The sequence below is a fragment of the Kitasatospora sp. NPDC056783 genome (assembly GCF_042789895.1).
In the GTDB taxonomy this organism is placed as follows: domain Bacteria; phylum Actinomycetota; class Actinomycetes; order Streptomycetales; family Streptomycetaceae; genus Kitasatospora.
Genome location: NZ_JBHUAF010000275.1, coordinates 1 through 11,495, shown reverse-complemented (window position 1 = coordinate 11,495; position 11,495 = coordinate 1). Strand labels below are relative to the sequence as shown.

The window sequence follows — 11,495 nt, the reverse complement described above, 5'->3', positions numbered from 1 at the left end:
GCCCCGTCCTCTCGCGGTGCGGGCGGCGATCAGCCCGGCACCGCCGCCGAGGCGATCGGTTCGAGCAGCGGACGGGGGCCGCCCAGGGCGCGGGAGACCGGGTCCTCGCGCCGGCCGGCGGCGCGGGCCGGGTTGGGCCGCATCACGACCTCGGTCGGCGGAACCGGTGCGCCGCCACAGGCCGGACAGGTGCCGACGAGGTCGAGGTCGGAACCGCAGGCGGCGTGCGCGAAGAGGTGGTGCGGCCCGCCGCCCTCGCTGGCGTGCCTGCCGCCCCAGCGACTCAACTGGTAGAGCGGCCCCCAGAGTTCGAGGCCCGTTTCGGTGAGCAGGTAGCCGTGGCGCAGGGGCGCCTGCTGGTACGGCTCCTTGCGCAGCACCCCGGCCGCGACCAGGGCGTTGAGGCGCGAGGTGAGGACGGCGCGCGGGATGCCGAGGTGGGTGAGGAAATCGTTGAAGCGCTGCACACCGAGGAACGCGTCGCGAATGATCAGCAGGCTCCAGCGCTCGCCGACCACCTCCAGCGCGCGGGCCAGCGCGCACTCCTGCAGCTCGTAGTCGGTTCCCAGGGCCATGAGCGCCAGCCTAGTCCACACACCCAATGGGTTCAATGAACAGACTGACAGTGGTAGCGTGCCGCCCGAGAAGGTTCATTCACCAGACCGTCAGGTCCGGCCCGGAGGGAACACCCATGCCCCCCGCACCACCCGGCTCCTCCCCCGTCCCCGCGGACCAGCGCGTCCGGCCCGGTGCCACCCTCGCGGTCACCGCCACGGCGACCGCCCTGGGCACCATCGCCTACACCGCCCCGACCGCCTCGCTCGTCGCCACCGCCCAGGCCGCCCACCTGGGCGCCTCCGGCCGCACCTGGATCCTCACCGGCACGCTGGTCGGCATCTCGGCGCTGCTGCTCACCGCCGGGAGCGCCGCCGACGACCACGGCCGCAAGCGGGTCTTCACCACCGGCGTGCTGCTGTTCGCCGCAGCCGAGGCACTCGGCGCACTGGCCCCCGGGGGCGCGGTCTACCTGGCCTCCCGGGTACTCCTCGGGATCGCCTCGGCGGCCGTCCTGGCCCCGGCCCTCGGCCTGATCAGCCACGCCTACCCACCGGGCCCCGGCCGGATCCGGGCGCTCGGCGTCTGGGGCGCGGCGGTCGGCCTCGGCATCGCGATCGGGCCGCTGTACGGCGCCCTGGTCCAGCAGTGGGCCGGATGGCGCGCGGTCAGTGCCGGGATCGCGGTGGCCTCGGCCGCCCTGGCCGCCTTGGCCGCCGCCGTCCTCACCGAATCGCGCGCCGAGCGACCGCGCGCCCTCGACCCGTACGGGGTGCTCACCCTCGCCGCCGGGACGTCCGGCCTGATCGCCGGGCTGGCCGAGGGCCGCACCGGTTGGGGCCGCCCGACGGTGCTGGCCCTGCTGGTGGGCGGGGTGCTGCTGCTGGCGGCGTTCGCGGTCGTCGAGGCGAAGGTCCGGGAGCCGATGCTGGACCTCGCCCTGTTCCGCGACCCCGGCTTCGTCGCCGCCACCGGCGGGGCCCTGTTCACCGGGCTGTCACTGGTCGGATTCATGAGTTACCTGCCCACCCTGCTGCAGGGTGTGCTCGGCCTGTCCGGGCCGGCCGCGGCCGGTGTGCTGGTCCTGTGGTCGGGCCTCTCGGTGGTCTCCGCGCTCCAGGCCCGCCGCCTCGCCACCCGGCTCTCGGCGACCAGCCAGGTCGTCCTCGGCCTGCTGGTCTGCGGCGTCGGGGAGGCCGGGCTGTACGGGTTCGGCCCCGACTCGTCATGGCTGCGGCTGGCCCCGGGGCTGGCGATCGCCGGTATCGGCAGCGGCGTGCTGAACGCCGCGCTGGCCCGGCTCGCGGTCAGCAGTGTCCCCGCGCACCGGGCGGCCATGGGCTCGGGCGCCAACAACACCGCCCGCTACCTGGGTTCGGCCCTCGGCGTCGCCATCGCCGTCACCGCCGCCGGCTCCGCCCATCCGACCGCCCGGTCCCTCGCGGCGGGCACCGACCGGGCCGTCCTGGTCGCCACCGTCCTCTGCTTCCTGGGTGCCCTCCTCATCCTCGCCACCAAATCCCGTGCCACCAGTTCCCTCGCCACCGAGTCCCGTGCCACCGAGTCCCGCACGAGCCGGCGGCCCGCCCCCGAACCCGCGGAGTCCGCAGAAGCCGTCGGGCCCGCGACCGCCACCACGAACGCGACCGCCACCACGAAGGCGTGAGAAGTCGGTCCGTTCGACCTCTCACGCCCGCCCGCCACGGCCGCCGCTGCGACGCCCGGGAGACCGGCCCCGCCCGGCCCCCGGTGCACGGCCGCGGCGGACCGGGGAACGGCCCCGGGGAACGCGCACGGGAAGCGGGCCCGCGGGGCCGCGTGCGAAGATGGCAGGGCTGGTGGGAACGATCTCCGGACGGTCTCTGGGACGGTTCTCTGGCCATGGTCGACGACTATCTGAAGCGCCCGGGGCAGTCACGGCAGGACGCCCTGTTGACGGTGCCGATCGCCACGGCGCTGATCGATGCCGACGGACGGATCCTGCACTGGAGCAGTGACGCCGAGGCATTGCTCGGACACCGTGCGCAGGACGCGGTGGGGGCGCGGGCCTCGGGGCTGCTGGCTCCGGACGAGGACCGGCAGGCCGTGCTCCGGCTGTTCCAGGAGATCCTCGCGGGCCGGTCGTGGTCCGGGGTGTTCCCGGTGCGGCACCGGGACGGGCACCTGGTGAGCCTGGAGTTCCGCACCCACCCGATCCGCGGCCCCGGCGGCGCCCGGATGGTGCTGGCGGTGGCCTCCGAGGTGACCACGCTGCACCGGCTCCAGGCGGACCTGGCGCTCCTCGACGGCTTCTTCACCCAGTCCCCGGTGGGCATGGCGGTGTTCGACACCGATCTGCGCTTCGTCCGGCTGAACGAGGCGCTGGCCGAACTGAACGGCCTGGGGACCGAGGAGCCGCTGGGCCGCCGGCTCACCGAGGCGCTGCCCGGGATCAACGGTCCCGAGTCCGAGGAGGTGATCCGCCGGGTGCTGGCGACCGGCGTGCCGGTGGTCGACGACCTGGCGCACGGCCGCACCCCGGCCGATCCGCACCACGACCACGCCTGGTCGGCCTCCTACTTCCGGCTGAAGGACCGCGGCGGCCGGGTGCTCGGGGTGTGCGCCACGGTCATCGACATCACCGAGCGCTTCCACGCCGACGCCCGGGCGGCCCGCGCCCAGGAGCGGCTGTCCCTGCTGGTCGACGCGAGCGCCTCGATCGGCACCACGCTGGACCTGCGGCAGACCGCCCGGGAACTGGTGGACGCCATGGTGCCCAGGGTCTCCGACATCAGCGCGGTGTTCGGACTGGAGGAGCCGATGGCCGGCCGGGACGTCGAGCCGGGCGCGCCGGACGCCCCGCTGGTGGTCCGCCGCCTGGCGATCGCCTCCGCCGACGCGCTCTACCCGGCCGAGGCACTTCCGGTGGAGGCCGTGTACGAGCTGGCGCCGGACTCCCCGTACGCCCGGGCGATGATCAGCGGGCGGACGGTGGTGGTGCCGTCCTGGGAGCTGGACATGCTGAGCGAGGGCGTCAACGAGAGCCGCCGCCAGGCCTACCTCGGCGACCGGCCGCGCTCGGTGCGGATCACGCCGCTGGTGGCGCGCGGCACGACGCTCGGGATGATGGTCTACTCCCGGCGCGGCTCGCGCGAGTCCTTCGCGGAGGCCGACATCACGCTCGGCGACGAGCTGGCCTCGCGCGCGGCCGTCGCGATCGACAACGCCCGGCTGTACCTGCGCCAGCACCGGACCGTCCTGGACCGACAGCAGGCGCTGCGCGAGGCGAAGGCCGCGCAGGAGCGGCTGGCGCTGGTGAACGTGGCCTCCGCCCGGATCGGCACCACGCTCGATCTCGCCCAGACCGCCCAGGAGTTGGCGGAGGTGGCGACCCCCAGGCTGGCCGACTCGGTGGTGGTGGAGGTGCTGGAGGAACTGGTCCGAGGCGAGCGCGAGGCGACCGCCCCGGCGGACGGTTCGGCCCTGCTGCGGCGGATGGCCTTCCACTCGGTGGACGGCTCGACCCTGGCGCCGATCGCCCGCACCGGCAACCTGCACCGCTTCCTGCCCGGCTCGCCGTACGCGTGGTGCCTGGCGCACCGCGAGCCGGTGCTGGTGCCGCGGATGGACGAGAAGGGCATGGCCTGGTTCGCCGACGACCCGGTGCGCACCGCCGCCGTACGGGAGCAGAACGTGCTGTCGTTCATGGTGGTCCCGCTGATCGCGCGCGGCACCCCGGTCGGCGTGGCGGGCTTCTACCGCACCCTGGTCGACCGCCCGTACGAGGAGGACGACGTGGCGCTGGCCGGGGAGTTGGCGGTGCGGGCGGCCGTCTCGATCGACAACGCGCTGCTGTTCACCCGTGAACGCGACGCGGCCGCCGCCCGGCAGCGGGCGCTGGACGAGGCCTGGGCCGCCCAACAGCGGCTGTCGTTGCTGAACGAGGCCAGCAACCGGATCGGCACCACCCTCGATCTACACCGCACCGCACGGGAGTTGGTGGAGGTGGTGATCCCACGCTTCGCCGACTTCGTCACCGTGGATCTGCGCGACGCGGTGCTCAGCGGCGAGGAGCCCGGGCCCGTCCCGGCGGAGGGCGGGGTGCTGATGCGGGCGGTGGCGGTCGGTGACACGTCCTCGGGCACCGACATGCAGGGGGCGTCCGACTCGGTCGGCGAGGCCTCGCAGTCCGCCCAGCTGTACGCGCAGAGCCTGCGCACCCGCCGCTCGATCCTGGTCGCCGAGGTGACCGAGGAGGAGCTGCGCCGGATCGTCGCCTCGCCCGACCGGGTGCGTCCGAGCCTGGAGGCCGGGGTGCACTCGTACCTGATGGTGCCGCTGGTGGCGCGCGGACAGGTGCTGGGCGGCGCGGAGTTCGTCCGCAGCCGCAATCCGGCGCCGTTCGGCCCGGCGGACCGCTCGCTGGCCGAGGAACTGGCCGCCCGCACCGCGCTCGCGATCGACAACGGCCGGCTCTACCGCCGCGAGCGGGACACCGCACTCACCCTCCAGCGCAGCCTGCTGCCGCAGGAGGTGCACCGCACCCTCGGGCTGGACCTCGCCTACCGGTACCTGCCCAGCAGCGTGGTCAGCGAGGTCGGCGGCGACTGGTTCGACGTGGTGCCGCTGTCCTCCGGGCGGGTCGCCCTGATCGTCGGCGACGTGATGGGCCACGGCATCCGGGCCGCCGCGACCATGGGCCAACTCCGCACTGCGGCACGGACGTTGATCACCCTGGACCTGGACCCGGCGCGGGTGCTGTACCGGCTGGACGAAGCCACCGGGACGGTCGGCGAGGGGCAGTTCGCCACCTGCGTCTGCGTGGTGTACGACCCGGTGGACCGCCGCTGCACCGCCGCCAGTGCCGGTCACCTGCCGCCCGTGGTCGCCGACGACCGGGGGAACGCCCGCCTGATCGAGCTGCCCTCCGGCACCCCGCTGGGCGTCGGCGGAGTCCCCTTCGAGAGCGCCGAGTTCACCCTCCCCGAGGAGGGCATCCTGACGCTCTACACGGACGGACTGGTCGAGCGCCGCGGCCAGGACCTGGACGAGGGACTGGGGTTGCTGTGCCGCATGGTCGCCGACCGGCGCGGCTCGCTGGAACAGACCTGCGACGCCGTCCTGGCCCGGCTCACCGAAACCACCGGCGAGGACGACATCGCCGTCATCATGGCGCAGGTCCGCCCGAAGGGGGCGGACCGGATCGCCACCCTGCCGCTCACCGGCGACCACGCGATGGTCGCCCACTCGCGCCGCTTCACCCGCGAGACCCTGGCCGCCTGGGGCCTCGACGCGCTCGCCGACTGGGCCGAGCTGCTCACCAGCGAACTGATCACCAACGCCCTGGTGCACGCCGGATCGCCCACCCAGCTCAGGCTGTTCTGCAACCGGGTGCTCACCGTCGAGGTCGCCGACCAGGAGCCCGAGGTGCCCCGGATCCGCCGCGCCCACAGCGAGGACGAGGGCGGGCGCGGCATCCACCTGGTCAACGAGCTCGCGCACCGCTGGGGCAGCCGACGGACCCAGGACGGCAAGGTGGTCTGGTTCGAGCTGGAACTGCCGCCGGGCTTCGTGTAGGGCCTCGCCCCCGGCGTCATCCGGGGCCGTCATTCGGGCCGTCATCCGGGACTTCGCGCGGGGAACCACCCGGAACCGCGGCGCCGGCGGACGGTCGTCGGCCGGCACCGGCGCCGCGTACCGGAACCACCGCCTCCGCGCTTTCACCATGACGGACGGTCCGACCACCGCCGTCCGTGAGTGCCTGGACACCGACCACGCCGCCCGCACCCCGCTCGCCTGAGCCGAGGGTGGCGGACCGGACCGCGCTCGGGCAGGATCACCCGCATGATCTCGGTGGTGCAGAACGTGGCGATCGACTGTGCGGATGCCTACGGGCTGGCACGGTTCTGGAGCGAGGTGACCGGCTGTCCGCTGGGTCCGCAGGACCGGCCGGGCGACCGGGAGACCCAGGTGATGCTCCCGGAGGGCCCGGTGCTGTACTTCAACCAGGTGCCGGAGCCGAAGACGGCCAAGAACCGGGTCCACCTGTGCCTGCGCCCGTCGACCTCGCGCGAACCGGAGGTCGAACGGCTGCTGGCCCTCGGGGCCACCATGGTCGCCGACCGCCGGGAGCCCGACGGAGCGGGCTGGGCCGTCCTCGCGGACCCCGAGGGCAACGAGTTCTGCGTCCTGCGCAGCGAGTCCGACCGCGCGGCCACCGGCCCGGCGGCCGCGCCCGGAGGCGACCTCTAGGACCCGGACCCGTCCGCCCAGCCCTGCGGGTCGGTCCAGGCGGCCAGCGTGCGGCGGGTCTCGAAGCGGCGTTCGCGGCCGGTCAGCGGGTCGGTGAACTCGACGGTGGAGGCGAGCAGTTGCAGCGGGCGGCGGAAGTCGTCCGGGGCCGGTTCGGGCAGCACCTCGGGGTAGACCGGATCGCCGAGGATCGGCAGCCCCAGCCCGCACATGTGCAGCCGCAGCTGGTGGGTGCGCCCGCTCAGCGGCCGCAGCCGGTAGCGCGCCAGGCCGTCGCGGCGCTCCAGCAGGTCGATCCGGCTCTCGCTGTTCGGCGGCGCGTCGACCTCCTGGGCGGCGATCACCCCGCGCTCCTTGACGATGTGGCTGCGCACGGTGCGCGGCAGGGTCAGCTCCGGGTCGTACGCCGCGACCGCCTGGTACTCCTTGCGCACCAGGCGGTCGCGGAACAGCGTCTGGTAGGCGCCGCGCTCCTCGGGGCGGACGACGAACATGGCCAGGCCGGCGGTGAGCCGGTCCAGCCGGTGCGCGGGGCTGAGCGCGGGCAGGTCGAGGGTGTGCCGCAGCTTGGAGAGCGCCGTCTCGGTGACGTGCCGGCCGCGCGGGGTGGTCGCCAGGAAGTGCGGCTTGTCGACCACCACCAGGTGCTCGTCCCGGTGCAGGACGACCAGGTCGAAGGGGACGGGCACCTCCTCCGGCAGGTCCCGGTAGAACCACAGGTGCGTGCCGGGGCGGAACGGTTCCGCCGGGGCGATCGGGCCGTTCTCGCCGACGATCTCGCCGTCCCGCAGGGCCGCGTCGATCCGCTCGGCGGCCACGGCGGGCAGCCGGTCCACCAGGTGGTCCCGCACCGTCGGCCAGGGGCCTTCGAGCGGCAGCCGGAGGTGCACCGGGTCCACGCCGTGGCGCTGCGGAAGGGGGGAAGTCGGGCGGCGGCTCTTGCGTCTCATCTCCCGGCCCAGCGTAGTGCGCGCCGGTGCGCGGCCCGCCTCCGAGGTGCCGACCCGGGGCTGGGCGGGGAGAGTGGACCGGAGGCCCTCGTTCCGCCGGGGGCCTCCGGCCGTCCCCGGGCACCCGGTGGACGGCCTTCCGGCGGACCGGCCCCGGCCGCCCACCGGAGACCACCAGCCGAGACCACCAGCCGGAACCCGGCGGACGGAACCCACCGGCCGCACCCGGCCGCCGCACACCCGTCGGATCATCCGACGGACCCCTGGAGGACGCGTGACCGCCGACGGCCCGGACGGGGTGCCGCCGCTGCACCTGCCGAGACGGACCCGGCTGCTCCTCTACGGCGCGCTCGTGCTGCTGGTCGCCGCCGTGGTGGCCGCGCTGGCCATCGGGCCCGGGAGCACCCTGGCGCCGCTGCTCGCGGTGGCCCCGGTGCTGGCCGGGGCGACCACCCGCAAACCCCGGGTACCGCTGCTGGTCGGCGCGGTGGCACTGCTCTCGGTCGGGCTGCTGGAGTCCGCCAACGCGGAGCTGCCGCTCTCGGTGCGGATCAGCGTGCAGGTCACCGTCCTGGCCTCGACGCTGGCCAGCGCCGCCAGCGTCGTCCTGGTGGCGGCCCGCGAACGGGAGCTGTTCCAGGTCCGGACGGTCGCCGAGGCGGCGCAGCGGGCCCTGCTGCGCCCGCCGCCGGAGCGGATCGGCCCGCTGCGCCTGGCGGTGCGCTACGTCGCGGCGGCGGCCGAGGCCCGGATCGGCGGGGACCTGTACGCCGTGGTGGAGACCCGCTTCGGGGTGCGCATCCTGCTCGGGGACGTCCAGGGGCACGGGCTCCCGGCGGTGGAGACGGCGGCGGACGTCCTCGGGGTGTTCCGGGAGGCCGCGCGGACCGAGCCCGACCCCGGGCGGCTCGCACGGCGGCTGGACGCGGCGCTCGCCGCCCGGCAGCCGGACGAGGGGCGGTTCGCCACCGCGCTGCTGCTCGACGTGCCGCCCGGCCGGGGGCCGGTACGGCTGGTGAACTGCGGCCACCCGCCCCCGCTGCTGCGCCGGGCGGGCCGGGTGAGCGAGCTGGATCCCCCGTTCGCGGCGCCGCCGCTGGGACTGCTCGGGCTCACCGGCGGTACGTACCCGGACCGGCGGTTCGACCCGGAGCCGGGCGACCTGCTGCTCCTGCACACCGACGGGGTGTCGGAGGCCCGGGACGCCGCGGGCGGGTTCTACCCGATCGCCGACCGGCTGCCCGGCCTCCACGGCGGCACCCCGGCGGACCTGTTGGACGCCGTGCTGGCGGACGTCGACGGCTGGGTCGGGGACACCGGGCTGGCCGACGACGCGGCGGTGCTGGCGATCCGCTGGGACCCGTGACCGGCGGTCGCGGCCTCGATTGTCAGTGGTGTGTGCAAGGGTCGGTCCAGGTCGGCGGCGAGCCCGTCGGCCGCCGACCGAGGATCGACGAGGGGACGGTGCCATGGCGAACAGGGCGAGCGGGTCGTTCGAGCTGACGGCGTTCGAACCGGTGGAGACGGAGCAGCACGAGGGCGCGTCCTTCGGGCGGATCCGGATCGCCAAGACCTTCACCGGCGGGCTGATCGGGCGCGGCGAGGTGCGGATGCTGTCGGTCGGTGACGCCTCCGGCGGCCCGGCCTCGTACGTCGCGGTGGAGCACGTGACGGGTGAACTGGACGGCCGCAAGGGCTCGTTCGTGCTCCAGCACACGGCCTGGGACACGACCGGGGTGACGATACGCGTGGTGCCGGGCACCGGCGCGGGCGAGCTGGCCGGGATCACCGGGGAGTTCCGGCTGACCATCGACGAGTCCGGCACCCACACCTACGTCCTGGAGTACCGGCTGGGCTGAGCCGACCTCGGCGAGCCCGACCGCCCTGACCCGCCCTGACCCGCCCCGCCCGGGCGTCAGAGGACGGGCTGGTCGGCCTCCATGCGCCCGATCGCCGTCCGGACCGCCGTCGTGAAGCTCCAGAACAGCGGCAGGGTGTTGGCCGCCCGATCGGGGCGGGTGTTCTTCCCCGGGGTGAACATCGCGGCCCGCAGTTCGGCGGTCAACTCCAGCTGGGCGCCGGTACCGAGCAGGCCGCGGTTGCAGATGTTCTCCGGGGAGACACCCGCGATCTCCTCGTCCCCGGAGGCCGTCACGACCCGGAGGTCCGCGGCCGCCAGTTCCTCCATCAGGTACTGGCGGAAGGCGGGGTCCAGGCCGCCGACCAGCACGGCCCGGGCCCCGGGTTCCAGACCGGCCTTGGCGGTGGTGCAGCCGTGCAGCGCCAGCACGTTGAGGCTGCCGCCGCACATCGCCCGGGCCACCCCGTCGTCGCAGCGGGTCGAGGTGACGTGCAGTCCGCCGTTGTCGGCGGAGCGCAGGCCCTCGAACATCCAGAAGTCGTACGTCGGCCCGGCGGGCGGGGTCGGGGCGAGGCCGGCCGGGTGGTAGCCGGCGACGGCCAGGCACAGTTCGGAGGTGCCGCCCTCGATGCCGCCACCGTGCGGGGCGATGACGGTGGTCCGGACGAACGGCGTGCGGCTCCGCGGGCTCTGGTCGTCGATCAGGTGCCGACGGTAGCGGCGGCCGTAGTCCACGCCCTCGACCAGGGCCGGGTCGGCGTAGAGGGCGGCGTTGGAGGGGTACACGTCGGCGGCGCTCGCGGGGGTGCTCCCCACCGCGGCACCGAGCGTGCCGAGGGCCGGGGCCGCGGCGAACGCGGCGATCAAGGTGCGACGGTTGATCATGACCACAGATCATGACAGGAAGTTATGAATCGGACAAAGGGATCGAAATATCTTGAACAAGGCCACAACCACAGAAGTGACGTTCCGCGACGAGATCAGCCCGATCGTGTGACACCGGCTCAGCGGACACGTGCTGCACCCACCGAGCGGTCAACCTCGCTGCCACGATGATGCGATCAGTGCGCGACCGGCATCGGAGGGCGGCACATGGCCGACACGGCGGTGGATCGGACGACGACGGCACTCGTGAAGGCGGCGGCGAGCACGAGGACGGGCACGGTCGGGCAAGTGGTGGGCCGGCTACGGGAGATCGGGGCGGTGCTGCCGCCGACGGACGGGGTGGCGGTCTTCGACCGGCTCTACCTCACCGTGACGGAGGCGGTCCGCGACCGGCTGGGCGACGGGTACTTCACCGACCCGCCCGCGGTGGCCGAGCTGGACGTGGTGTTCGCCGGACGGTACCTGCGGGCCGTGGCCGCCGACGCCGCCGGGCACCGGCCGCCCGCCTGCTGGCGGCCGCTGTTCGCGCTGCGCGCCCACCCGGGCGTGCACCCGCTCCAGTTCGCGCTGGCCGGGATGGTCGCCCACATCCAGCACGACCTGCCGCTCGCCGTCGTGGACACCTGCCGCCGCCGGCGCTGCGAGCCGGCCGACCTGCGGGCGGACTACCACCGGATCAACGGGGTGCTCGCCCGGGTGGAAGCGGCCGCCCGGGAGCGTTTGCTGCCCGGGGCCGACCTGTTGGAGCTCGCCGAGCCGCTCACCCACCTGCTCGGCGCCTGGTCGGTCGAGGCCGCCCGCGAGGGCGCCTGGGACGCCGTCGAGGCACTGTGGGAACTGCGGCACCTGCCGCGCGCCGCCCGGACCTTCGCCACCGCGCTGGACGGCTCGGTCGCGCTGCTCGGCCGGGCCCTGCTGCTCCCGCTCGGGCCCGGCGGAGAGCCGTCCGCCCCCGTGTCGCCCGCCTCCGCGTCGGCCTCTTCCACGCCGATCGCCCCCGCGCACGCCACGGC

General features: G+C 74.8%; 9 protein-coding genes. 6 read left to right on the top strand and 3 right to left on the bottom strand.

Annotated features, from left to right (window positions below; translation table 11 throughout):
- Positions 1 to 29: 29 nt before the first annotated feature.
- Positions 30 to 575 (bottom strand): winged helix-turn-helix transcriptional regulator, encoded by a 546-nt coding sequence (locus ACFRMQ_RS29580; protein WP_380693743.1) that lies wholly within the window; start codon positions 573 to 575, stop codon positions 30 to 32.
- 116 nt (positions 576 to 691) lie between these two features.
- On the opposite strand from ACFRMQ_RS29580, the gene ACFRMQ_RS29575 reads away from it, so the two are divergent.
- From ACFRMQ_RS29575 to ACFRMQ_RS29565, 3 genes are all read left to right on the top strand, one after another.
- On the top strand, positions 692 to 2,221 hold the full coding sequence (locus tag ACFRMQ_RS29575) for an MFS transporter (protein ID WP_380733729.1): 1,530 nt from the start codon (positions 692 to 694) through the stop codon (positions 2,219 to 2,221).
- A 215-nt stretch (positions 2,222 to 2,436) separates the two neighbouring features.
- Positions 2,437 to 6,111, top strand: coding sequence for a SpoIIE family protein phosphatase (locus ACFRMQ_RS29570; protein WP_380733728.1), 3,675 nt, complete (start codon positions 2,437 to 2,439; stop codon positions 6,109 to 6,111).
- Positions 6,112 to 6,378: 267 nt separating this feature from the next.
- Complete coding sequence (locus tag ACFRMQ_RS29565; protein ID WP_380733727.1) at positions 6,379 to 6,786, top strand: VOC family protein; 408 nt, start codon at positions 6,379 to 6,381, stop codon at positions 6,784 to 6,786.
- Here ACFRMQ_RS29565 and ACFRMQ_RS29560 read toward each other — a convergent pair.
- Positions 6,783 to 7,736 carry a pseudouridine synthase gene (locus ACFRMQ_RS29560; RefSeq protein ID WP_380733726.1) on the bottom strand — a complete coding sequence of 318 codons (954 nt, stop codon included), beginning with the start codon at positions 7,734 to 7,736 and terminating at the stop codon, positions 6,783 to 6,785. The two genes, ACFRMQ_RS29565 and ACFRMQ_RS29560, sit on opposite strands and share 4 nt — an antisense overlap.
- 274 nt (positions 7,737 to 8,010) lie before the next feature.
- Here ACFRMQ_RS29560 and ACFRMQ_RS29555 point away from each other — a divergent pair, with 274 nt between their 5' ends.
- On the top strand, positions 8,011 to 9,102 hold the full coding sequence (locus ACFRMQ_RS29555) for a PP2C family protein-serine/threonine phosphatase (RefSeq protein WP_380733725.1): 1,092 nt from the start codon (positions 8,011 to 8,013) through the stop codon (positions 9,100 to 9,102).
- Between the two features lie 103 nt (positions 9,103 to 9,205).
- A complete protein-coding gene (locus tag ACFRMQ_RS29550) occupies positions 9,206 to 9,595 on the top strand; it encodes a DUF3224 domain-containing protein (RefSeq protein ID WP_380733724.1) in 390 nt (129 codons plus the stop codon).
- A 56-nt stretch (positions 9,596 to 9,651) separates the two neighbouring features.
- On the opposite strand, the gene ACFRMQ_RS29545 is transcribed toward ACFRMQ_RS29550, so the two are convergent.
- Complete coding sequence (locus ACFRMQ_RS29545; RefSeq protein WP_380733723.1) at positions 9,652 to 10,482, bottom strand: poly-gamma-glutamate hydrolase family protein; 831 nt, start codon at positions 10,480 to 10,482, stop codon at positions 9,652 to 9,654.
- Between the two features lie 207 nt (positions 10,483 to 10,689).
- Here ACFRMQ_RS29545 and ACFRMQ_RS29540 point away from each other — a divergent pair.
- Positions 10,690 to 11,495: DUF5995 family protein (locus ACFRMQ_RS29540; RefSeq protein ID WP_380733722.1), on the top strand; the 806-nt coding region annotated here is incomplete at its 3' end.

What these genes read in the sequence shown, in the direction of transcription:
- ACFRMQ_RS29580 (WP_380693743.1), bottom strand. Translation starts at nt 575, where the DNA reads ATGGCCCTGGGAACCGACTACGAGCTGCAGGAGTGCGCGCTGGCCCGC.
- ACFRMQ_RS29575 (WP_380733729.1), top strand. Translation starts at nt 692, where the DNA reads ATGCCCCCCGCACCACCCGGCTCCTCCCCCGTCCCCGCGGACCAGCGC.
- ACFRMQ_RS29570 (WP_380733728.1), top strand. Translation starts at nt 2,437, where the DNA reads ATGGTCGACGACTATCTGAAGCGCCCGGGGCAGTCACGGCAGGACGCC.
- ACFRMQ_RS29565 (WP_380733727.1), top strand. Translation starts at nt 6,379, where the DNA reads ATGATCTCGGTGGTGCAGAACGTGGCGATCGACTGTGCGGATGCCTAC.
- ACFRMQ_RS29560 (WP_380733726.1), bottom strand. Translation starts at nt 7,736, where the DNA reads ATGAGACGCAAGAGCCGCCGCCCGACTTCCCCCCTTCCGCAGCGCCAC.
- ACFRMQ_RS29550 (WP_380733724.1), top strand. Translation starts at nt 9,206, where the DNA reads ATGGCGAACAGGGCGAGCGGGTCGTTCGAGCTGACGGCGTTCGAACCG.
- ACFRMQ_RS29545 (WP_380733723.1), bottom strand. Translation starts at nt 10,482, where the DNA reads ATGATCAACCGTCGCACCTTGATCGCCGCGTTCGCCGCGGCCCCGGCC.